23 protein-coding genes are annotated in these 22,456 nt (G+C 57.8%); 11 read left to right on the forward strand and 12 right to left on the reverse strand.

Translation table 11 applies throughout. The features are described from left to right. Positions 1-171 precede the first annotated feature (171 nt). Entirely contained in the window at positions 172-651 is a 480-nt protein-coding gene (ubiT, locus tag SCD_RS01915) for a ubiquinone anaerobic biosynthesis accessory factor UbiT (protein WP_009206819.1), read from the reverse strand. 214 nt (positions 652-865) lie between these two features. On the opposite strand from ubiT, the gene SCD_RS16675 reads away from it, so the two are divergent. From SCD_RS16675 to SCD_RS01925, 3 genes are read left to right on the forward strand one after another with little or no spacing between them, the layout of a single operon-like run. After that, on the forward strand, positions 866-1,120 hold the full coding sequence (locus SCD_RS16675) for a DUF1456 family protein (RefSeq protein ID WP_009206818.1): 255 nt from the start codon (positions 866-868) through the stop codon (positions 1,118-1,120). Positions 1,121-1,176: 56 nt separating this feature from the next. Beyond that, positions 1,177-1,329 (forward strand): DUF1456 family protein, encoded by a 153-nt coding sequence (locus tag SCD_RS16680; RefSeq protein ID WP_232504424.1) that lies wholly within the window; start codon positions 1,177-1,179, stop codon positions 1,327-1,329. Between the two features lie 8 nt (positions 1,330-1,337). Next, a complete protein-coding gene (locus SCD_RS01925) occupies positions 1,338-2,183 on the forward strand; it encodes a PA4780 family RIO1-like protein kinase (protein WP_009206817.1) in 846 nt (281 codons plus the stop codon). 40 nt (positions 2,184-2,223) lie between these two features. Here the strand turns inward: SCD_RS01925 and ppx are convergent, their stop codons facing one another. The 4 genes from ppx to SCD_RS01945 all read right to left on the reverse strand — a co-directional run bounded on the left by ppx (position 2,224) and on the right by SCD_RS01945 (position 5,871). Beyond that, on the reverse strand, positions 2,224-3,714 hold the full coding sequence (gene ppx / locus SCD_RS01930; protein WP_009206816.1) for an exopolyphosphatase: 1,491 nt from the start codon (positions 3,712-3,714) through the stop codon (positions 2,224-2,226). Between the two features lie 178 nt (positions 3,715-3,892). Next, positions 3,893-4,594: a phosphate signaling complex protein PhoU gene (gene phoU, locus SCD_RS01935; RefSeq protein ID WP_009206815.1), complete on the reverse strand. Its 702-nt coding sequence runs from the start codon at positions 4,592-4,594 to the stop codon at positions 3,893-3,895. Between the two features lie 70 nt (positions 4,595-4,664). Beyond that, positions 4,665-5,321 (reverse strand): ribose-5-phosphate isomerase RpiA, encoded by a 657-nt coding sequence (gene rpiA / locus SCD_RS01940; protein WP_009206814.1) that lies wholly within the window; start codon positions 5,319-5,321, stop codon positions 4,665-4,667. A gap of 115 nt (positions 5,322-5,436) precedes the next feature. Next, a complete protein-coding gene (locus SCD_RS01945) occupies positions 5,437-5,871 on the reverse strand; it encodes a hypothetical protein (RefSeq protein ID WP_198408610.1) in 435 nt (144 codons plus the stop codon). 216 nt (positions 5,872-6,087) lie between these two features. Between SCD_RS01945 and ilvA the strand changes: the two genes are divergently transcribed. Both ilvA and SCD_RS01955 read left to right on the forward strand, forming a co-directional pair. Continuing rightward, entirely contained in the window at positions 6,088-7,599 is a 1,512-nt protein-coding gene (ilvA, locus tag SCD_RS01950) for a threonine ammonia-lyase, biosynthetic (RefSeq protein WP_009206812.1), read from the forward strand. A 65-nt stretch (positions 7,600-7,664) separates the two neighbouring features. After that, positions 7,665-8,429, forward strand: a complete 765-nt coding sequence (locus SCD_RS01955; protein ID WP_009206811.1) for a hypothetical protein — start codon at positions 7,665-7,667, stop codon at positions 8,427-8,429. 1 nt (position 8,430) lies between these two features. Here the strand turns inward: SCD_RS01955 and SCD_RS01960 are convergent, their stop codons facing one another. Continuing rightward, positions 8,431-9,795, reverse strand: coding sequence for an NAD-dependent succinate-semialdehyde dehydrogenase (locus SCD_RS01960; RefSeq protein ID WP_009206810.1), 1,365 nt, complete (start codon positions 9,793-9,795; stop codon positions 8,431-8,433). A gap of 43 nt (positions 9,796-9,838) precedes the next feature. Here SCD_RS01960 and SCD_RS01965 point away from each other — a divergent pair, with 43 nt between their 5' ends. Genes SCD_RS01965 through SCD_RS01975 form a run of 3 tightly spaced genes read left to right on the forward strand, consistent with a single transcriptional unit; the run spans position 9,839 to position 13,982 of the window. After that, a complete protein-coding gene (locus SCD_RS01965; RefSeq protein WP_009206809.1) occupies positions 9,839-11,800 on the forward strand; it encodes a lytic transglycosylase domain-containing protein in 1,962 nt (653 codons plus the stop codon). Between the two features lie 11 nt (positions 11,801-11,811). Continuing rightward, complete coding sequence (locus SCD_RS01970; RefSeq protein ID WP_009206808.1) at positions 11,812-12,756, forward strand: complex I NDUFA9 subunit family protein; 945 nt, start codon at positions 11,812-11,814, stop codon at positions 12,754-12,756. 5 nt (positions 12,757-12,761) lie between these two features. Continuing rightward, positions 12,762-13,982, forward strand: a complete 1,221-nt coding sequence (locus SCD_RS01975) for a multifunctional CCA addition/repair protein (protein ID WP_009206807.1) — start codon at positions 12,762-12,764, stop codon at positions 13,980-13,982. Positions 13,983-14,059: 77 nt separating this feature from the next. Here SCD_RS01975 and SCD_RS01980 read toward each other — a convergent pair whose 3' ends face one another. The 6 genes from SCD_RS01980 to SCD_RS16610 form a co-directional block, all read right to left on the reverse strand. Then, on the reverse strand, positions 14,060-15,412 hold the full coding sequence (locus SCD_RS01980) for a TrpB-like pyridoxal phosphate-dependent enzyme (protein WP_009206806.1): 1,353 nt from the start codon (positions 15,410-15,412) through the stop codon (positions 14,060-14,062). An 11-nt stretch (positions 15,413-15,423) separates the two neighbouring features. Further along, entirely contained in the window at positions 15,424-17,685 is a 2,262-nt protein-coding gene (locus tag SCD_RS01985; protein ID WP_232504425.1) for a putative bifunctional diguanylate cyclase/phosphodiesterase, read from the reverse strand. Between the two features lie 8 nt (positions 17,686-17,693). Then, the gene (locus SCD_RS01990) at positions 17,694-18,563 is read right to left on the reverse strand and encodes an alpha/beta fold hydrolase (protein WP_009206804.1); all 870 of its coding nucleotides are present in this window, start codon (positions 18,561-18,563) and stop codon (positions 17,694-17,696) included. A 178-nt stretch (positions 18,564-18,741) separates the two neighbouring features. Next, positions 18,742-19,059: a hypothetical protein gene (locus SCD_RS16605; RefSeq protein ID WP_009206803.1), complete on the reverse strand. Its 318-nt coding sequence runs from the start codon at positions 19,057-19,059 to the stop codon at positions 18,742-18,744. A 37-nt stretch (positions 19,060-19,096) separates the two neighbouring features. Beyond that, positions 19,097-19,597 carry a glycine zipper 2TM domain-containing protein gene (locus SCD_RS02000; protein ID WP_009206802.1) on the reverse strand — a complete coding sequence of 167 codons (501 nt, stop codon included), beginning with the start codon at positions 19,595-19,597 and terminating at the stop codon, positions 19,097-19,099. Between the two features lie 67 nt (positions 19,598-19,664). Next, entirely contained in the window at positions 19,665-20,084 is a 420-nt protein-coding gene (locus tag SCD_RS16610; protein WP_148290729.1) for a hypothetical protein, read from the reverse strand. A 362-nt stretch (positions 20,085-20,446) separates the two neighbouring features. On the opposite strand from SCD_RS16610, the gene SCD_RS02010 reads away from it, so the two are divergent. From SCD_RS02010 to SCD_RS16690, 3 genes are read left to right on the forward strand one after another with little or no spacing between them, the layout of a single operon-like run. After that, positions 20,447-21,157 carry a response regulator gene (locus SCD_RS02010; protein ID WP_009206800.1) on the forward strand — a complete coding sequence of 237 codons (711 nt, stop codon included), beginning with the start codon at positions 20,447-20,449 and terminating at the stop codon, positions 21,155-21,157. After that, positions 21,154-21,822 (forward strand): HAMP domain-containing protein, encoded by a 669-nt coding sequence (locus tag SCD_RS16685; RefSeq protein ID WP_009206799.1) that lies wholly within the window; start codon positions 21,154-21,156, stop codon positions 21,820-21,822. The genes SCD_RS02010 and SCD_RS16685 overlap by 4 nt, the downstream gene beginning before the upstream one ends. Before the next feature lie 8 nt (positions 21,823-21,830). Next, on the forward strand, positions 21,831-22,451 hold the full coding sequence (locus tag SCD_RS16690; RefSeq protein WP_009206798.1) for a sensor histidine kinase: 621 nt from the start codon (positions 21,831-21,833) through the stop codon (positions 22,449-22,451). Positions 22,452-22,456 lie beyond the last annotated feature (5 nt).

Genomic DNA, 22,456 nt, shown 5'->3' on the forward strand with positions numbered 1-22,456 from the left:
GACTTGTTATGGTGAATTTGGCCTTTGCTCTACGCGCCGGAAAGCGTAAAGGTTTGGTTGACAAATATCATAAACCACAAGATGTTGTGAGTTTTGCTAAAATTTACGCACTATCTAGTGGTGTGTCAAGGGGAGATGCAGAGTTTGTTATCCCAAATAGATGACAAAAAATTAACGCCCAGTAGCCAGCAGGCGAGACGCGGTTCTTTCCAGTACCGGGCCCGGCATGAGTTGGGAAAGTTCCAGTTTTGGCAGCTCTACCGCGTCGAGCGTGTTCTTGGCGATCAGTCCAAGCTCGGTATCTCCTTCCACCACCAGACGGCGGCTAAAAAACAGGGTGTCCGGATCTTCCTTGCGTGTGCCGAGCATGATGAAATCGTAAGCGCTTGCGCTGATGGTCAGATCCGGTGTTTTACCCGCCTTGCAGGCGACAAAGCCGGTAGAGTTGATGGAGAAGAAAAATCTGATGCCGACATCGATCACGCAGATGCTGATCAGCTTGCCATGCAGCGGTTCGAGCAGATCGGGCTGGATGATGCGGCCTAGTGCCAGGTTCAGCGCATGGCTGAAGAGCAGCGAATGCGGGTAGGCTGGCAGCAAAGAGAGTGCTGCACCCAGTGGCTTGGGGAATTTGAAAGCGGGCAGGTTCATGAATTTGTTCCTTTAGTAAGCTAGTTCAGGATCATTTTATCCGGTTTATGGATTCAGGCCAACGTCCTTCCTGATTTTCGCGGATAGCTCTATCTGAGCTTGCCGCGGATGAAAATAAAGAGTTTAATCCACCGCTTAGTAGAAATTAGCCAATAAATCAGTCCAGACATTATCTGGTTGGCGGCGTTTTGGATGAATAGAATCGGAGTGAACAGTGATCAATAATGATGTCTTACGCAGCATTCGATATGCGTTGGATCTTGGCGACGCAAAGGTCGTGGAGATCATTAAACTGGCCGGGCGTGACGTAGCGCAATCCGACCTCGCAAGCTTTCTGAAGAAAGAGGATGAAGAAGGTTTTGTCGAGTGTGACGACGAGGTCATGGTGTCGTTCCTGGACGGGTTGATCATTCATAAAAGAGGCAAGATGGAGGCCAGGCCGGAGCAGGATAAAAACCGGAACGCCTGACTAACAACACCATCCTGAAAAAACTGCGGGTTGCCTTCGAGTTGAAGGAAGAGGACATGCATCAGGTTCTGGAACTGGCGGGGTTCAATGTGTCCAAGCCAGAACTGAGCGCGCTGTTTCGGATGAAAGGGCATAAAAATTACCGGGCTTGTGGCGATCAGCTCCTCCGGAACTTTTTAAAGGGCCTGACTATTCGTCACAGAGGCTGATAGCAAAGATGAAAATTCCAAAAAGATTGGCGCCGCTGGTCGAAGATGGCCTGGTCGATGAGGTTATCCGTCAGCTTATGAGCGGCAAGGAGGCCATGGTCTTCGTGGTCCGTTGCGGGGAAGAGGTGCGTTGCGCGAAGGTGTACAAAGAGGCCAACAAACGCAGTTTTCGCCAGAGCGTGGATTATACCGAAGGCCGCAAGGTGAAAAACAGCCGTCAGGCCCGTGCAATGGAGAAGGGTTCCAAGTATGGGCGCAAAGCGCAGGAAGAGGCATGGCAGAGCGCCGAGGTGGATGCCTTGTACCGCCTCGCCGCCGCCGGCGTGCGCGTGCCGAGGCCGTATAATTTCCACGAGGGCGTGCTGCTCATGGAACTGGTGACCGACGACAGCGGCAATGCAGCCCCCAGGCTCAACGATCTGGTCCTGACGGAAGAGCGCGCCCGAGAATACCACCACGCACTGATTCAGCAGGTGGTGCGCATGCTTTGCGCCGGCGTCGTTCACGGCGACCTGTCTGAGTACAACATCCTTGTCGGAAGCGAGGGGCCGGTCATCATCGACCTGCCGCAAGCGGTAGACGCTGCGGGCAACAACCACGCCAGCAGTATGCTGGATCGGGATGTGACCAATCTGGCGAACTACTTTGGCCAGTTCGCCGCCGATCTTCGGGCTACCGACTATGGCAAGGAGATCTGGTCGCTCTACGAGAGCGGCGAGCTGCATGCAGAGGTCAAACTGACCGGTCGCTTTGAGCGCAGCGTAAAGCCGGCTGATCTGGTTGGGGTGATGCGGGAAATTGATGATGCCCGGGCCGCAGAGGAGGCTCGCCTGGCGCGGATTAACGGTATGTAGTTTGCCGAATAAACCGTACTCGGCTGATGAGAAGTTACAGTTAGGGCAGCGTGCTTGATATTCCCAGTTTCACCCCGACATTTTTCCATTCCCGGGCTTCGTTTTCCAGTGCGGCTTCGGTCAGAGGGTTCCGGGTGAGCCAGTCCTTGCTCATGGTAAGTTCGAAGCTGGAGCCATTCCACTCCAGCCGGATTTCCGGCAGCTCGAAATCCATGCGGCTGCGGTAGAACAGCACCGCGAGGCGCAGGGCCAGAATCTGTGCCCAGGTTTCGTTGTCGGGCAAAAGCTGCGCCGCCTTGTTCAGGGAGCCGCGTTGGGCGAGGGCCAGGCGCGAGAGCTGTGCCTGCTCTTTCTTGGAAAATCCAGGCATGTCCGCGTGTTCGATAATGTAGGCGGAATGCTTGTGGAAGCCGCTATGCGCGATGGAAAGCCCGATCTCGTGCAGGCGCGCGGCCCAGGACAGACGCTTCAGGGCGGCTTCCAGATCAAGCGGCAGCGTTGTTGTCAACTGGCGCAACAGGTCGATGCCGAGCTGGTCGACGTGTCCGGCCTGCTCTGGGTCAACGTGATAGCGGCGCATGAATTGCCGCACCGTGGTTTCGCGCATGTCGTGGCGGTGGAAGCGGCCCAGCAGGTCGTACAGCACGCCTTCCCGCAATGCAGTTTCAGCTACGCTCATGCTGGCGATATCCAGTTCGGCAAAAATCGCTGCCATGATCGCGAAGCCGCCACCCAGAACGGGCACCCTGTCCGGGCGCAGGCCCGCCAGCTGCAGTTTGTTGCAATCACCTGCCTTGAGCATGGCGTCACGCAATCTGGCCAACCCTTCCGGAGTGATGCCGTTGTCGCTGTAGCCGTTCATCTGCAAAATCTCGGTCAGCGCCTTGGCGGTGCCGGAGGAGCCGATGGCCTGCTGCCAGTGGTTGGCGGAAAATTCGCCAGAGATCGCTTGTACTTCGGCGCGGGCGGCAAGGTCGGCCTGGCGTAGCGCACTCTTGCTGATCCTGCCGTCGGGAAAATAGCGCTGGCTGTAGCTGACGCAGCCCATGTACAGGCTTTCCATTTGCTGCGGTTTCAGGCCTGTTCCGATGATGAACTCGGTCGAGCCGCCGCCGATGTCCACCACCAGACGCTTATCGCTCGAGGCCGGAAGGCCATGGGAAACGCCGAGGTAGATCAGGCGGGCTTCCTCGCGGCCAGCGATGATCTCTATCGGGAAGCCGAGTGCGGCCTCGGCCTGCCGCAGGAATTCCTCGGCATTTTTTGCAACACGGAAGGTGTTGGTGCCGACAGCACGTACCGCGTCGCTCGGCAGGCCTCGCAGGCGCTCGCCGAAGCGGCCAAGACTGGCCAGTGCACGGTTGCAGGTTTCTTGATCTAGGATTTTGTCCACACCCAGGCCGGCGCCAAGGCGGACGGTGTCTTTCAGAGAATCCAGCGGGTAGATCTGGTCGTCCACCACCCGTGCGACCTGCAGCCTGAAGCTGTTGGAGCCGAGATCGACTGCTGCGACGGTGGAGTACTTGCGCACAGCTAGGAGCCTGTCTGACTTATGGGGATCGAAGCGAAAATTCGGCTGGGCACGGACAGATTTTGCCGGTTTTGCAGGTCAATAGTTATTCTATTGACCAAAAAAACGGTGAAATATGGACCGCCCAGGCGGATTTGCAGCCGATTCATCATGAGTCAGACAAGCTCCCAAGCGACCCTTATTCCAGTTCGCGCTCGATTTCCTCAAGGGAGGTATGGCGTACGTCCTTGCCCTTGACCATGTAGACCACGTACTCTGACATGTTCTTGGCGTGGTCGCCGATGCGTTCGATCGCCTTGGCGGCAAACAGCACGTCGAGCGAGGTGGAGATGGTGCGCGGGTCTTCCATCATGAAGGTAATCAGGTGGCGCATGCAGGCGCTGAAGGCGTCGTCAACCAGCACATCCTGGCGTGGAACCTGAACCGCAGTGCCGATGTCGAGCCGGGCGAAAGCATCGAGCGACTTGCGCAGCATTTCCAACACGATACCGCTCATCAGGGTGATCTCGGTGAAGCGCGGTGTGGATAGTCGGCCGGTCTGGTAGATCAGCTTGCTCATACGTGCGATTTTTTCGGCCTCGTCGCCGATGCGCTCCAGGTCTGTGATGGTCTTGATCACTGTCATCACCATGCGCAAATCGCCAGCGGTGGGCTGACGGCGCGCGATGATGTGGGCGCAGGCTTCGTCTATCTCCACTTCCATGGAGTTGACCTGAAGATCCTTGGCGATGACTGCGTCGGCGAGATCAAGCTTGCTGTTGATCAGCGCTTCGATGGCATTGACGATCTGTTCCTCCACCAAGCCACCCATCTGCAGCACTCGAGAGCGCACGGTTTCCAGCTCGGCATCGAATTGCTTGGAAATGTGTTCATGCTGCATGGTGTTTCTCCCTCTTGTTCATCTTCTCAAGTATGTGCGCCGATTATGACAATTTTGTTGCCGCTGGCAATTACGCCTGCAGGGTTCTTACCCCTTCGCTGGTGCCTAGCAGTAGCACGTCAGCCGGCCTCCGGGCGAACAGGCCATTGGTTACCACCCCGGTGATCTGGTTGATCTGGGTTTCCAACTCCACCGGGTTCATGATTTTCAGGCCATGTACGTCGAGGATGATATTGCCGTTGTCAGTGGTGAAGCCCTGGCGCAACATGGGCTGGCCACCGAGCTTGACCAGTTCGCGCGCGACGTAGCTTTGCGCCATCGGGACCACTTCCACTGGTAGAGGGAAGTTGCCGAGCATGCCGACCAGCTTGGAGCCGTCGGCGATGCAGACAAACTTCTTGCTACAGGCAGCGACAATCTTTTCCCGTGTCAAGGCTCCGCCACCACCTTTGATCATGTGCATGTGCTTGGTGATTTCGTCGGCGCCGTCGACATAAACCGCCAGCTCACCGGCGCTGTTCAGGTCCAGAACCGGGATGCCATGGCTTTTCAGGCGCTGTGCGGTGGCTTCGGAGCTCGCTACCGCACCGTCGATGCGGCCCTTGATTTTGGCCAGTTCGTCAATGAAATAGTTGGCGGTGGAACCGGTGCCCACGCCGATGATGCCTGCGGGTACGTGCTCGATGGCAGCGCGGGCCACAGCCTGTTTCAGTTCGTCTTGCGTCATGTTTCCTGATCCCCGTGAAAGATGAGTTTTATTCGGACAATTAAATGATTATTATCTCAGGGTTTGTCGGTTTTAGAAACTTTCTGGGTTCTTTCGGCGGTCAATTTTATGTTGGTTACGATTTGGCCGGCCGACCGGTTTTGAGTTTTTCCACTTGCTCCACGGCCTTGATCAAAGCGGCGTTTGGCAACCTGGACAAACTTAGCAAGCCGGCACGCAGCAGTTCGCTTTTCTTGATGTGAACGCCAGCCTGAAGGCATTTCTTCTTGAGTTCAGCAAGTTGTGCGTAATCATTTTCCGGCATGGTAAAGCTGTCGCGCACCATTTTAATTTTTTTGGTTTGCCTGCCTTGGGTGGCTTTTCCACTCTTGCGGCTTTCGGCTTTGTTGCCAAAGGCGCTGCAGCAGACTTTTTGGCGGGCGATTTGGCGGCCTGTTTTGCGGGCGGCGGCATCTTGATCGCGGTGGCTGGCTTTGCCGCTGTCGTTGGCGCTGGTTTGGTATTGGGTTTGGCTTCCTCGGGCATGGTGCGCTCCAAATTTAAGTGACACTCGCATGAATCGTTCAGACTTTAATTAATTTATACTATATATACAATTTATACCATTTAATGGTTTGTGCAACAAGTATCTTCACCAGCCTTAATTTAGTGGTAAAGGTATAACAGATTATTATTTCTGTTCTATGACATTCGATGGCAGTTCATGTCCCGGCTTCTGGTTTGGCCTGAATCCTGATAACCTTTCATAAAAACCGGATTGAACCCTATGCGCACCGACTACCTGGAAAAAATACTCACTGCCCGCGTTTATGACGTGGCTATCGAAAGTCCGCTGGAGCACGCGCCGAATCTGTCCCGCCGCATCCAGAATAGGGTCTTGCTCAAGCGCGAGGACTTGCAGCCGGTGTTCTCGTTCAAGCTGCGCGGCGCCTACAACAAGATGGTGCAGCTGCCTGCCGCAACGCTCAAGCGCGGGGTGATTGCCGCTTCCGCCGGCAATCATGCCCAGGGCGTGGCGCTTTCTGCTCAGCGCCTGAAGTGCGACGCCACCATCGTGATGCCCGCCACCACCCCGCAGATCAAGGTTGAAGCGGTGCGGAGTCGCGGTGCCCAGGTAGTGCTGCACGGCGACTCCTACAGCGACGCCTATGTCTATGCCATGGCCCTGGCGAAGGAACGCAAGTTGGCTTTCGTTCATCCCTACGATGATCCAGAGGTGATCGCCGGGCAGGGCACCATCGGAATGGAAATTCTGCGCCAGCATTCGGACCCGATTCACGCCATCTTCGTGCCGGTGGGCGGGGGTGGCCTGATCGCCGGCATTGCCGCTTACGTGAAGCGCCTCAAGCCGGAAATCAAAATCATCGGCGTCGAGCCAGTGGACGCCGACGCCATGTACCGTTCGCTGAAAAAGAAAGAGCGGGTGACGCTGGCGCAGGTCGGCATTTTTGCCGACGGCGTGGCGGTCAAGCAGGTGGGGGAAGAAACCTTCCGCCTCTGCCGGGAGTTAGTGGACGAAGTCATCCTGGTGGATACCGATGCTATCTGCGCCGCGATCAAGGACGTGTTCGAGGATACACGCTCCATCCTCGAACCTGCTGGGGCGCTTTCCATCGCCGGCGCCAAGCTGTACGCCACGCGCGAAAAACTGAAGAACGAGACGCTGGTGGCGATTGCCTCCGGTGCCAACATGAACTTCGATCGCTTGCGGCATGTTGCCGAGCGCGCCGAACTGGGCGAGCAGCGCGAAGCCATACTGTCCGTCACCATTCCGGAAAAACCGGGCAGCTTCAAGGCATTCTGCGCACTGCTGGGGACGCGCAACATCACCGAATTCAATTACCGCTATTCCGATTCCAGCGCGGCTCATGTGTTCGTCGGGGTGCAGGCGCAAAATCGCGGCGAAACCGAGAAGCTGCTGACGCTGCTGGAACGCAAGGGGCTCCAGCCGGTGGACATGAGCGACAACGAGATGGCCAAGCTGCATGTCCGGCACATGGTGGGCGGCCATGCGCCCCAGGCGAAAAACGAGATTCTCTATCGCTTCGAGTTTCCCGAGCGGCCCGGCGCGCTGATGAAATTCCTCGACAGCGTTGGCCAGAGCTGGAACATCAGCCTGTTCCACTATCGCAACCACGGCGCAGACTACGGGCGAGTGCTGGTGGGGGTGCAGGTGCCGCCGCAGGAAAAGCCCGCCTTCAAGGCCTTTCTGAAGCGTCTGGGCTATCCCTATGTGGACGAGAGCAAGAACCCGGCCTACAAATTATTTCTCGGCTGATTTGATTTAAATCATGGAAGGGCCGCGGCGCCATCGTTATGATGCCGGATTTTTGAGGCGGTAATATGCAACGAGTACAGAGTTTGATTCTGGCGGCGCTGTTTGCGTGCCTGTCCGGCCATGCCGCCGCTTCTTTTGATAGCGCGGCCCTGACTCTTCCTGCCGGCTATGTCGGGGATGACATCAAAAAGTGGTATGGAGAAATTTCCGCCTCCGCACCCGTCACCGCGAACATCAAGGATGAAGTGTTCGCCTTTGCAGTCGATCTCGATGCCGGTCCGAATTTTTCCCAGAAATACAATGCCGCCAGCGGCAAACTGGAACTGCACTACAACATGGTGTTCAACCAGATCGCCGAAGGCTGGAGCTGGGATGAACTGACCAACCCGGATCAGCACGATTATTACCACTTCAAATTCCTGCCCCTCGGTTTTGAAACCGCATCCAAACGCGCGCCCAAGGTGGTCGAGCTCTACCCCGGCAAAACGCTGGAGGTGAAGAACCTGTGGCGCTACGAATATTTCTTCGCCTTCGAGAATCTCTACGATTTTTACGAGCGCAAGGTGGACGATGATGCCGGTTTCGATGCGGCAGTTGTGATAAAAGCCGAGGAAGCCGGGTTGCTGCTGGAAGGCAAGCGCATACGCATGCTGGCGTTGTGTCGGCTCAAACCGCCTTACCATACTGAAAGCAACACCTTCTGGAAGGCTACCTTCGCAGAGCCGGTGGATTACACTTTGAGAAAGCGCTATCTGGTGGGGGAACTGCTCGAAGTGTGGTTTTACGATAGTGCCAGCGGCAAGGTGCTGACCAAGGTTCGGCAGCGCTGAATTATTTCACCCACACCGTCTTGATGTTTACGAATTCGCGGATGCCGTGGCAGGATAACTCGCGGCCGTAGCCTGATGCCTTGATGCCGCCGAACGGCAGGCGTGGATCGGATTTGACTATGCTGTTGATGAAGCAGCAGCCCGCTTCGATCTCGCGCGAAAGCCTTTCCGCACGCGCAACATCCCGACTCCACAGGCTGGCCCCCAGACCGAATCGGGTATCGTTGGCGATTCTGAGGGCGTCCGGTTCGTCGTGTGCGCGGATGAAGGCGGCCACAGGGCCGAACAGCTCCTCGTGATAGGCGCGCACTTTCGGTGTGACATGGTCGAGAATGGACGGCAGGTAATAGGCGCCTTCCCCGGCGACCGGTTCGCAGCCCAGTAAAGCGTGTGCTCCCTGGGCGATGGAATCCGTCACCTGGCGGTGTAGTTCGTCGCGCAGGTCGAGCCTGGCCATCGGCCCTATTTGAGTGTCTTCTTTCATGGGATCCCCGACTCGAAGGGCGGCAACTTTCTGCATCATCAGGAGCGCGAACTCGTCAGCGATTTCCGGCACGACAATGAAACGCTTGGCTGCGATGCAGGATTGGCCGTTGTTGAGAAAACGTGAATTGACGGCCTGGGTGCTGGTGTAATCCAGATCAGCATCGCGTAGCACGATGAAAGGGTCCGATCCGCCCAGTTCCAGCACACATTTTTTCAGACTTCGCCCGGCCTCTGCGGCAACCTGGCGTCCGACCGGCTCCGATCCGGTAAAAGTGATGGCATGTATGCGTGAATCAGCGATGATGCCTGCAACCTGGTTCGCTTCGATCATCAGTGTGGCGAACAGTCCTTTTGGCAAGCCCGCAGTACGAAAAATATCCTCTACAGCCAGCGCACATTGCGGCACGCTGGATGAGTGCTTGAGCATGATGGCGTTGCCAGCCATCAGCGCTGGTGCGGCAGCGCGGAATACTTGCCAGAAGGGAAAATTCCACGGCATGATTGCGAGCACGGTGCCGAGCGGAGGGTAGCTGACATAGCTCCGGGTGGCATCGGTTTCGATCGGCTCGTCCGTAAGAAATTCAGCCGCGTGGTGGGCGTAGTAGTCGCACGCCAGGGCGCTTTTTTCTACTTCGGAACGGGCTTCCCGCAACGGTTTTCCCATTTCCCTGGTAATCAGTGCGGCGTAGTCGTCGTGGTTTTTCCGCAGGATTTCTGACACGCGGCGTAGCGCTTTGGCGCGCTGAACCAAGTCGGTTTTGTGCCAAATTTTTTGGGCTTCCATACCCTCTTCCAGCGCGTTATCTAGTTGTTGATCGTTGCATCTCTGGAAAATTCCCTCAACCTTGCCAGTAGCGGGATTCAGGCTAATGTGGGGCATCGTGTGCTATCTTTTAAGGGCGTAAAAACTTACTATAGCACTTATGAGATTTATCTTAATTGCGGTTGTTTTTTCCGCGGGAGCCGCTCTTTCCGCATTCAGTAATGTGGCCTCGGCAAACTACGAGGCTGACTTCTCTGCAGCGCGCGAGGCTTTCAAGTCTGGCAATATTTCCCGTTTCGATACCATGGCCGCGCGCTTGCATGGGCATGTGCTGGAGCCTTTCGTCGCTTATATGCAACTCATGTTGCACCTCAAGGAAGCGCGCCCGGAAGAGATCAAAGCCTACATCCAGCGTAACGGGGACAGTTTCCTGGCTGACCGGCTGCTCGCTGAATGGCTGCGGATGCTGGCAAAAAGCCAGCGCTGGGAGCTGTATATGAGCGAATACCCTGCGCTGATTACCAGGGACTCGGATCTGGTCTGCTATGCCCTGCAGGCGCGGCTTGCATTGGGTGATAGCACCGCACTGGCGGAGGCCAAGCCCTACTGGTTCAGCGCGGAAGAGCAGCCGTCGAGCTGCCTGCCTCTGTCTGATGCTTTGGCGATCAACGGCCTGCTCACCGTGGAAGATGTATGGGCGCGTTTGAGGTTGACCCTGGAGGCGGGTAACGTCAGCGTGGCAAAGCATGTTGCGCTTTACTTCCCTGGCCAGCAGGAGATTCCCCTGCGCGAATTGGATCGCGCGGCGGAAAATCCGCTCGCCTTTCTCGATAAGCTACCGGTGAGCCTTTCGACCCGTGCTGGCCGGGAGCTGACCCTGTTCGCCCTGTCACGCGTGGCCCGCAGCCAGCCGCAGCAGGCATTGCCTTACTGGAATGCTTTGCAGTCTCAGTTTGGTGCGGAAGAACAGGCTTATGGCTGGGGTCAGCTGGCTTTGCATGCGGCACGCAAGCACGACCCGGCTGCACTAGCCTGGTTTGGCAAGGCGGTCGGAACTCGCCTTTCCGACTTGCAGCTCGCTTGGAAGGTGCGCGCGGCGCTGCGCGAGCAAAACTGGCAGGAAGTGCAGGCTGCTATTGCTGCGATGTCGGAGGCGGAGCAGAACCAGGGCTCCTGGCGCTACTGGAAGGCGCGTGCCCTCAAGTCGCAGGGCAAGGCGGTGCAGGGCAATGCAATCCTGGCACCGCTATCGAAGGAATTTAATTATTATGGTCAACTTGCAGCCGGGGAACTGGGCGTGGTGGCGGGTTCCCCTGTTGAAAGCTTTAAGGCGGGTAGTGACGAGATCAAGGCGATGGAGAAACTGCCTGCAATCCAGCGTGCGCTAGCGCTGTACGAGATGAATCTGCGCTACGAGGCCAACCGTGAGTGGATGTGGGCGGTGCGCGGGCTCGACGACCGGCACTTGCTGGCAGCGGCAGAGGTGGCGCAGCGCCATGGCTGGTATGACCGTGCCATCAGTACGGCAGATAGGACCCAGCAGCTGCACGATTTTAGCCTGCGTTTTCCTGCTCCGCATCGTGACGTGATGCAGGAGCAAGCGCGTCAGGTGGGCCTGGACGAGGCCTGGGTATATGGCTTGATCCGCCAGGAAAGCCGCTTTGTCCAGCAGGCGCGTTCCGGCGTCGGCGCGTCGGGGTTGATGCAGCTGATGCCGGGTACGGCGCGGTGGGTGGCGAAACGCATGGGAATGAAGAACTTTCGTCAGTCGTTGGTCAATCAGCTGGATACCAACGTGATGCTCGGCACTTATTATCTCAAGTATGTGCTCGATAAACTCGAAGGCCAGCCGGTTCTGGCGACCGCCGCCTACAACGCCGGCCCTAGCCGTGCCATTCGGTGGCGCAGCGAGGCGCCGATGGAAGGCGCGATCTATGCTGAAACTATCCCGTTTACGGAAACCCGTGGCTATGTGCAGAAGGTCATGAGCAACGCCGTCTACTATGGCAACCAATTCGGCCAGCAGTTGCAGTCATTGAAGCAGCGTCTGGGCACGATAACGAGAGGCAGTGGAAAAACAGACTGCGGCACCGATGACGAGCGCGCACCGGCGTGCGATTAAGGAGAATAATAATGGAAATCAAGAAAGTGTGTGTGCTGGGCGGAGGCGGTTTTGTGGGTCAGCATGTGGTAAGCCGGTTGTGCGAGCAGGGGTATGAAGTGCGTGTTCCCTACCGCAATATCAACCGGGCCAAGCATCTTACGGTACTGCCGACAGTGTCGCTGGTGGAAGCGGACATCCATGACCCGGTCGAATTAAAAAAAATGTTGCAGGGCATGGATGCCGTGGTCAATCTGGTCGGCATCCTCCACGAAAGAAAGCGCGGCGCTTTCCAGCGTGCGCACGTGGATCTGCCGCGCAAGGTGGTGGAAGCCTGTCGGGCGACGGGAGTGAAAAGGTTGCTGCACATGAGCGCTATCGGCGCTAGTGTGGATGGCTTGAGTCGCTACCAGCGCAGCAAGGGCGAGGGTGAAGCGCTGGTGCGTGAGGCTCACGGCGAGCCTCTGGCGGTGACGGTATTCCGCCCATCGGTGATTTTTGGCCCCGGGGATAGTTTTCTTAATCTGTTTGCCGGGTTGCTTAACTGGACGCCTGTTTTTCCGCTCGGTAGCTCGAGTGCCAAAATGCAGCCCATCTATGTCGGCGATGTGGCCCAGGCCATCGTGGCCAGCGTGAATAATCCGGCCACTTTTGGACAGAGTTACGATCTGTGCGGCCCGACAGTTTATACTTTGCAGGAACTGGTCGAATACGTCGCCGAGGTCAAAGGCCTTAAGCGGACGGTCATTCCGCTGTCAGCGGGAATGTCTTCATTACAGTCGATTATTCTGGGTTTGATGCCGATAAAGTTGCTGACCCACGATAACTATTTGACGCTAAAAACCGACGCAGTGTGCGCCTGCCCATTCCCTGAGGTATTCGGCATCCAGCCTGCCGCTGTGGAGGCTGAAGCGCCATTATATCTGGCCCCCATCGCAGCACCACTATTCAAACGGTTTATCGACGAGAAACGTTAATTTTCATGAAAATCTTCGCCGTCGGCGGTGCGGTGCGCGACGAATTGCTTGGCTTGCCGGTCGTCGACCGCGACTATGTGGTCGTCGGCGCGACGCCGGAAGAAATGGTGGCCCAGGGATTCAAGCCGGTGGGCAAGGATTTTCCAGTATTTCTTCATCCCAGGACTCACGAGGAATATGCCCTGGCCCGCACCGAGCGAAAAACCGCGCGTGGCTACAAAGGTTTCCAGGTGTCTGCCGCGCCCGAGGTGACGCTGGAGGAAGACCTGGCGCGACGCGACCTGACCATCAACGCCATCGCCAAGGACGAAGACGGTCTGTTCATCGACCCCTACGGCGGCATGGCCGATCTCAAAGCCGGGGTGTTGCGCCACGTTAGCCCGGCCTTCGTCGAAGATCCGGTGCGGGTGTTGCGGGTGGCGCGTTTCGCCGCGCGTTTCGGTTTTGCCATCGCGCCGGAAACACTCGTTCTGATGCGAGAAATGGCCGCCAACGGCGAAGTCGATGCGCTGGTGCCGGAGCGGGTTTGGCAGGAACTGTCGCGCGGACTGATGGAAAACGTTCCTTCGCGCATGTTTCTGGCCCTGCGCGAGTGCGGGGCGCTGGTTCGTATCCTGCCTGAGCTGGACGCCCTGTTCGGCGTACCGCAGACCGAAAAATATCATCCCGAGATTGATACTGGCGTCCATGTGATGATGGTGGTGGATTATGCTGCCGCCAAGAACTACGAACTGCCGGTTCGCTTCGCGGCCCTCACTCATGACCTCGGCAAGGGTACTACGCCGCACGCGGAATGGCCGCGCCACATTGGCCATGAAGCGCGCAGCTTCGAGCTGGCGAAGCCACTGTGCCAGCGCCTGCGTGTGCCCAACGACTGCCGCGAACTGGCGCTGGTGGTGGCGCGCTTTCACGGCGTGCCGCTGCGTGCTTTCGAGTTGCGGCCGGAAACCCTGCTCAAGCTGCTGCAGGAAACCGATGCTCTGCGTCAGCCATGGCGCTTCGAATCCTTTCTTCTGGCCTGCACTGCTGATTGTTGCGGCCGGCTGGGTTACCAGGATGCCGTGTTCGAACCGGCCGACTTTCTGCGCGAAGCGCTCAAGGTCGCTCAGTCAGTAGATGCCGGTGCAGTAGCCCGGCAATGCGACGACCCGGCGAAGATTCGTGACCGGGTTTACGAGGCACGGTTTGAAGCGATCAAAACCTGGCGTGAAAACTGGGCAAGGTGAACCGGTGGGGAAAGGGCAACGATTATGGAATGCAGAGGGGGCCAATCCAGGCCCCCTCTGCATTTTTGTGGCACTGTTCAGCCGACCTTGGGTAGCCGTTCCAGCGCGGCCTTGATCGCTTCCTCGGGATAGGCGAAATCCTCCAGCTTGCCGCTGAAGTAGCTGTCGTAGGCGCCCATGTCGAAGTGGCCGTGGCCGGAGAGGTTGAAGAACAGCGTCTTCGCTTCGCCACTTTCCTTGCAGCGCAATGCCTCGTCGATGCAGGCCGCGATGGCATGGTTGGATTCCGGCGCAGGGATGATGCCCTCGGCGCGGGCGAAGGTGACGCCGGCCTGGAAGGTGGCTAGTTGCGGCACGGCTACCGCCTCGATCAGCTTCTCGTGGTAAAGCTGTGACACCAGGGCTGAGTCGCCGTGGTAGCGCAGGCCGCCAGCGTGGATGCCGGGGGGCATGAAGTCGTGGCCGAGGGTGTACATCAGCATCATCGGCGTGAGCTTGGCGGTGTCGCCGAAGTCGTAGGCATAATGGCCGCGGGTCAGCGTCGGGCAGGAGGTGGGTTCCACCGCAACCAGGCGCACGTTTTTGCCGGCAGCCTTGTCGGCAAAGAAGGGGAAAGCTGCGCCGCCGAAGTTGGAGCCGCCGCCGCAGGGGGCGAAGATCATGTCCGGGTAATCACCCACCTTCTCGAATTGTTTTTTGGCTTCCAGGCCGATCACGGTCTGGTGCAACAGCACATGGTTGAGCACCGAACCCAGCGCATAGTTGGTGTCAGCGCGGTTGGCGGCGTCTTCCACCGCTTCTGAGATCGCCAGACCGAGCGAGCCCTGGTTGTCAGGGTCGGCAGCCAAGGCGGCACGTCCGGTATGGGTTTCCATGCTCGGGCTGGCGAACACTTCTGCGCCCCAGGCTTGCATCATCGAACGGCGGTAGGGTTTCTGACCGTAACTCACCTTGACCATGTAGACCCGCACATCCAGCCCGAACATCTGTCCCGCCAGGGCCATCGAGCAGCCCCATTGTCCGGCGCCGGTTTCGGTGGCGATGCGCTTGATGCCGGCTTCTGCGTTGTAATAGGCCTGCGCCACGGCGGTGTTGGGTTTGTGCGATCCGGCCGGAGACACGCCTTCGTACTTGTAATAAATCTTCGCCGGTGTGCCGAGCGCCGCTTCAAGCCGGTGAGCGCGGAACATCGGCGAGGGCCGCCATAACTGATAAATTTCGCGCACTTTTTCGGGGATTTCGATCCAGCGCTGGGCGGACATTTCCTGTTCGATCAGACTCATTGGAAAGATGGCGGTGAGCGCTTCCGGGCCAATCGGTTTGCCGTCTGGCCCTAGTGGCGGAGCGGGCGGGTTGGGCATGTCGGCGACGACGTTGTACCAGTGGGTTGGGATTTCGGCTTCGTCCAGCAGAATTTTAGTTTGCGACATGGTGACCTCACTTAAGTTTTGTTGAAGATTGAGAATTTGGTTGCGTCCCGGCAGATATTTTCCGGGCGCCCGAACAGATAGCCTTGGCCGCGCGAAAAGCCGATCCCCACGATATTTTGCAAGGTTTTTTCGGTTTCGATGCCCTCGGCGACCATCTGATAGCCTGCCTTGATAATCATGGTAGCCAGATTTTCGACGATGAGGCCTTGCCTGCCGCCGGCGTCGAGATGGCGAACCATGGAGATGTCGAACTTGATAATGTCGACCGGCATGTTGGCCAGATAGCCAAGTGAAGAATAGCCGCTGCCGAAATCGTCGAGCGCAATCTTGAAACCGTCTTGTCGCAGTTTGTTGAGGTTGGCGGAGGCTTGATGGAACTGGGTAATCAGGGCTGTTTCGGTGATTTCTATGATCAGCCGGTAGCGATTCAAGAAGCGGCCCAGTTCCAGGAGCTTGCCGACGATTTTTGGGTCGATTACGCCGGGGCCGGATACGTTGAGGGAGATGCCGGTTAGGGCCGGAATGGCACCCTGTTCGAGGTCTTTTTCGATGCGTCCGATGACGGCGAAGTCGAATTCCGCTTCAAGCCGGCGCGCCTCGATGATGGGGAAGATCGAGGAAGGCATGATCAGTTCATGGCCAGCGCGGATGCGCACCAGTGCCTCGTAGTAATCCACCTCGCCGTTGGCCAGATTGACTACCGGCTGGTAGTGCATTTCGATTGACTCACCCGTCGTGATGGCTTCAAAAACCGCGTTTGTCACGCTGGTCGAGAAAAGGACGCCAGCGTCGTTGGTCATGCTGTCATCGTAAACGGCAACCTTTTTCTTGCCGGGCCGCTTGGCATGGTACATCGCGATATCGGCCTGTTTCGGCAGGGTGGCCAGGGTTTCGGCGTCAGAGGCTGAAGCGTAGGCCAGCCCAGCGCTGATGCGCACCGGTTCCCTGATGCCCAGGCTGGAAAAGTCGTATTGGCTGACGGCTTCAAGGCACCGCTCCGCAGTCTGCATGGCGAGATCGGGGTCGATGTCCAGAAACAGGGTCGCGAATTCGTCGCCGCCCAGTCGATAGAGTCGGTCGCCGCGGCGCAGCGTGCTTTGCAGCGAGTGGGTGATGGCCTGGATAACCTGGTCGCCAGCTTGATGGCCGTAGGTGTCATTGATGGCCTTGAAATGATCGCAATCGAACAGGAGCAAGGAGACTTCGAGGCGATGGCCGGACGATACCGATCGCACATGCTTCCAATCCTCCTCGAAGCCGCGCCGGTTATAGACGCCGGTGAGCGGGTCGCGGTGAGCCAGCGTCCAAAGTTCGTCGTTTTTTTCGTTCAGACTGTGGTGCATTTGCTCCAGCTGGTTCTGGTAATCGTTCAGAGAATGGCGCACTTTCTCCAGTTCGGCCACCGGCAGGCTGCGGGTGAAGCTCTCGGCCAGCAATCCGCCCTGGCCTTCGCGCAGGGCGTCGATATGCGATGACAGGCGACGTAGCGGGGCCGCCAGGAGAGAGGTCAGCATCAGGTAAAAGAGCAGGGACAATCCGATCAGCACCAGCAGGGCTTGCTGTTGGAACTGTTCGATCGTACTTGCGAGCGCCGTGCTTTCCTTGTTGGGCAGAAGCTTGAATTCAAGGCGTGAAGTGAGTTGCGAGAGTGGAAGGTGTTCCTGTTCTTCGATTTTGATGTGGATGCTGCCTGGGTCGATGTAGCTGAACCGCTGTTCTTCGTTAACCGCTTGCGCGAAATCGAGTTTGAAGCCCAGGTAACCTAGAAGGGGCGAGTCTGGATGTTTATCAATGGAGGGAATCGGGTGAAAAACGTAGAGATAATAGTGGTTCCCCTGGCGGGTGAGAAAGCTGTCGCTATTCAGCCGGTTGATGTTGGTCGGCATGTCGTGGGTCGGATGTGCGGCCAGGGACTTGCCTTGTGCTGTGTATATTTCGATTGCTTGCGTATAAGCAGGCAGAACGCCCGCACCACGAACCCGGTTATCGCGCCAATAGCCATAATAAGCGGGGTTGGCGAGTTGCTGATGGGTTTCGTCCTGAAGAGCGAGGTTATCCGCTCTTTGATTTATTTCATCGATGATGTGGGATAGGGCATAAGCCAGTTCTTCTTTCGCGGACTTCGTATTGTGAATTTTTGCTGCGGTGCTGATCGTGGCCAGTTTGTATTGGACGGCCCATCCCAGAATGCCAAACACCAGCGACATCAAGATGATGAAGCCAATCGCATAAGCCTTGATCGTTAATGGCCACAAGCGCTTCCGTTCTGGCACCAGCGGTATCATTGATTCCCCGCGGGCAAATTTTGCAAGATAGCCTCGACTTTGTCTGCAAGGTCAAATTCCTGCGCGCCGTCGAAGAAATGACTTGCCTTATCAATGATGGTAACTGGAGTGCCCCGGCTCTGGATTTTCTGGGGCCAGTCCGTGGTAATCGTTTTATCGGCAGTGCCTAAAATAACCTCAGCAGGCACCTTGGTTTTTCCGAGCAGGTCCAGAGTCTGCTTGGTGTCGTTGGACACGTAGGACAGGTAGGCGGCAGGGGGGGCGACGTAATTGTTATTGCAATAGGTCAATGTAAATCGCCCCAGGTTTCGCTCACCGGCAGGGCGCTTTGCCAAGGCTAAAGCATTCTGTACCTCCTGCGGTTTGCCGTGAAATGGAACCAGGCTGGTCAGAACAACTTTCTTTACCGCCTGGTTGGGATCCTTGGCAGCATAGCGAAGGATTTGAGTGCTGCCGACACTGTGGCCGATCAGCGCGATGCTGCTGTAGCCTTTGTTGGCCAGCCAGTTTGCCCAAAAGCCGATTTCTGCGACATCCCCTTCCATGGTGTGTGTATGCACCGCCTCGCAGGCCAGACTTTTGGCGCGTCGGTTGATGTCGAGCGTAAGGGTGGGGGTCAGTACAGTGTAACCCCGGTCGGCGAGGGTGTTCGCCAGGGAACTCATCGGTGGCGCGTAGCGAGTCTGGAGAAATCCATGCAGCAACAGGATGGCAGGGCGTGATGGCTGGCCGGCGCGGAAGTCGGCGGTAGCGATGATGCCGGTGGAGAGCTTTGCCTCGACGGTTTCAGCCGTAGCGTGCTGAACGGGAAAGAGCAGAGCGAACAGCGCAAAAACCCCTCGTGCGTAATACCGCTGACCGCTCATCTTTGGGCTTCTCCGTGGATGTGAATGAGAGGCCCACTTTAATGTAATTACGCAGCAACTTGCAAGAGAGGATGTCGCGATTGTGCCGGGCGAAAAAAAGCTCGGCGCGAGGCCGAGCAAAGGGGAGGAAAGATGATCCAGTCCTGCTCGCACCGCGAGCGGGACTGGTTTAAGTCTGTTACTGGGGTGCCACGGTTGTGCCGGTTTGCGGCTGGTGTTCGCGGGTGCGTGTCCTGGTCTGTTCCTGGTTCTGGTTCTGGGCGCGTTCTTCCTGTTGCTGTTGCATGCGCTCCTGCTTGCGCTGGGTGTTCTCGGCGCTGCCAGAGTTGCCGGAATTCTGGCTGCCCATCTGACCTGTTCCGCCGCCCATCCCACCACCCGACCCGCCAGCCATTCCACCGCCTCCTCCTCCGCCACCACCACCACGGGCGAAGGTGACGGTGGACATGCCCAGGGCCATGGTAGTCAGTACGACAATTAATGTGGATTTACGCATTTGTTTCTCCTTGTACAGTGACGGTTGATAAAAAAGTTTAGCTGCCGGCGCCGAGTACGTTGACGCCGAGACGAACATGGCTGCCCGGGTCGTAGGGCAGGGTAGTGGTGATGTCTCTGCCGTGGAAGCGGTACACCACGTTGTAGCCGGAGAGTTCCTGGCGAGAAGTTTCTATCTCGCGGCAGCGTTGAACCTGTCTGGGCACATCTGCCTGTGCCGGGTTTCCCATTCGGTCGCCGACCAGCGCTCCGGTGGCTGCGCCTACTGCGGCGGCGGCCGTGCGTCCGTTACCCTGCCCGACCTGGCTGCCCAGCAGTGCGCCCGCCAAGCCGCCGATGACGGCGCCGCCATAGGATTTTTCCTGGCTCACAGGGGCGGAACTCACCGTTTCCGTCCAGCAATCCTGGCGCGGCTCGGAGATCTGGCGGTAAATCGGGGTGCTGGAAATCACCGGTGCGGTGTCGGTGAAATCCGCTGCTGTGGCAAGGCCGGTCAGTCCGGTTGTTGCCGCAATAGCAAAAGTGAATAATTTGTGCATTTTTGATACTCCTTGTTTGACGTTGCAGCTCTCTTGGTTCAAGTCATTACGCCGGATGATTTAGTGGCTAACGCCCTCGTCCACCACCCGTGCCTCTGCCTCCTCCACCACCCATGCCACCGCCACCCTGGCGAGATTCGAGGCCGCGACCGTAGCCGCCTTCATTTCGGCCGCCGCGCTGCTCCGTTCTGGCCTCTTCGCCATTTTCAATGCGTTTCCTGCCGTCATAGGCGGAGTCGCGCATCAACGATTGCTCTGCCGGGCTGATTTCACGCATCCGGTTGCCCAACTGTTCGCGCAGGGCGGCACGCTCTTCAGCGCTCTGGTTTTGTGCCAGCTGTAGCGGGAGATCATGGGGCGGATACTCGTTCGCTTCTGCGCCGGCACTTGCCAGTAGTGATAGAGCGAGCAAGGGTGCGGCGACGAAGCCTGGGTGTTTCATGGCGGCATTTTTCGCCGTGTCCGTTGGGTTGTCTGTCGTATCCATGGAGTGCATCATCCCCCTTGGACGTTGCAGAAGCATTTCCGGACACTGTCAAAATGTAACAATGTGTTACGAATAGTGACTAAGCATGGCGGCAGGGCAGGTTGTTTTGTATATTGGTGCCATGATCCTGGAAACCTCAGTTGACCGCTCGATTGGACATTTAATACTGTGCTTCTAATAAACTTTTTCATGATTTACCGTTTTATCCGGTTGGTGAGACCGCTACGGGGCGGATTGCACGGTTTTTACGGCACATGGCGGCGTTACAATTCCTTGGAATGGAACGGCCATTCCGCGTCGTTGTGCCTTGCCCTACACCCTAAAAGCCGCACACTCTACCCCGTCCAACTGAGGTTTCTAGGATGAACGAACACAAAGTGCATATTCTGGTGGTGGACGACGATGCCGGGTTGCGGGAGCTGCTTGCCGACTACCTGGCCGGGCAGGGCTACGCGGTCGGCGCGGTGGCGGACGGGGTGGAGATGGAAGCTTATCTGGCAAGGCAGTCTGCAGATCTGGTGATTCTCGATCTGATGCTGCCCGGCGAGGACGGCTTGAGTCTGGCGCGCCGACTGCGGGTGCGCGGCAATTTGCCGATTATCATGTTGTCGGCGCGTGGCGAGGAGATCGATCGGATCATCGGGCTGGAGGTGGGTGCCGATGATTACCTGGCCAAGCCGTTCAATCCCCGTGAATTGCTGGCTCGTATCCGGGCGGTGCTGCGCCGGCGCGGGGAGGCGAAGGAATCGGTGGTGCCGGCGAACTATTGTTTCGGGCCTTTTCAGCTTGACCCTGATCGCCGCCGGTTGCTCAGAGACGGTGAGGAGGTCGCGTTGACCAGCGGCGAATTCGCGCTGCTGCATATCTTCGTTGAACATGCCAACCGTGTGCTGTCGCGCGACTATCTGATGGACTTGCTCAAGGGCTTTGAGCGTGACCCATTTGACCGCAGCATCGACGTGCGGGTGACGCGGTTGCGCCGCAAGATCGAGTTCGACCCGGCAGAGCCGCGCTATATCCGCACCGTGTGGGGGCAGGGCTATCTGTTTTCACCGGATGAGGGTGCTGCATGAAACTCTGGCCGGGTCGGCCGACAACCCTGTTCGGCCGGACCGCGGCCACTCTGACTGCAATCCTGCTGACGTTCCAGCTGGTCGTGCTGGTGGTGGCGGTGGCGACCGTGTTTCTGCCGATGGCCAGGCGTTCCGCCGATGATCTGGCGGCGCTGATGGTGCTGTCCGCCCAGACTTGGGTCGAGTTGCCCCCAGAGACACGCAGGGATTTTGAGGACGAGTTGGCCAAGAGTCACAACCTGTGGCTATTCAAGGCCTATTCCCCGTTGCCGGATGAGGGTCAGTTCCTGCCCTATCTGCATTTGCTGGAGAGTGCTTTGACAGAGCGTGTTGGCACGCCGATACACGTCAAGGTCACCCATTGGGAAAAGCAGTGGATGTGGGCGGAAATTCCAATTGGCGGACAGATGATCCGGATCGGCTTTACCCTCGACCGACTTGGCGTGCGTCCCATGCTGGCGCTGGTGCTGATGATCGTGGCGGGGGTAATTCTGGTCCCGTTGACCTCTCTGGTGCTGGCGCGGCGCATTTCGCGCCCGTTGGCGCGGCTGGCCGATGCGGCGGCAAGGGTCGGGAAGGCCTTACCCCGGAACTGCTGCCGGAGTCCGGACCGACCGAGCTTGCTGCCCTGGCAGAGACCTTTAACCGCATGGCCTGTCAGGTAAAGGAGCTGATGGACAACCGCACCACTCTGCTGGCGGGGATTTCCCATGATTTGCGCACCCCCCTGGCCCGTCTCCGTATTGCTCTTGAGATGATGCCGGAAAATGCCAAACCCACACTGATCGCCCGCATGGAACGCGACATGGAAGAAATGAATCAGCTGATCGGCGGGTTTCTGGAACTGGCCCAGGGGTTGGGACAAGAAGAAAAACGGCCAGTGGATCTGGCGGTGCTACTCGGTGAATTGGCGCAAGACACGGGGCTTGAGTGGCGGGCGTTACCACCCTGCATCCGGGAGGTGGCATCGGTGGCGTTGCGCCGTATTCTCTCCAATCTGGTCGAAAATGCACTGCGTTATGGCGGCGGAAAACCGGTCAGCATGGTCTGTGATTGTGCGGATGGTGGGGCCAGAATAAGCATATTAGACCGCGGGCCAGGGATTCCTCCCGATCAGGCGGAAGAAGTGTTTCGGCCATTTTATCGGCTGGAGTCGTCGCGCAGTAGTGCAACCGGAGGCAGCGGGCTGGGTCTTGCCATCGCACGCCAGTTGGCGGAAGCCAATGGCTGGAAAATCGAGTTGCTGGCACGGGAAGGCGGCGGCACTGAGGCGCGGCTGACGATTCCGGGTTAAGTTCC

Source organism: Sulfuricella denitrificans skB26 (genome assembly GCF_000297055.2).
GTDB classification, from domain to species: Bacteria; Pseudomonadota; Gammaproteobacteria; order Burkholderiales; family Sulfuricellaceae; genus Sulfuricella; species Sulfuricella denitrificans.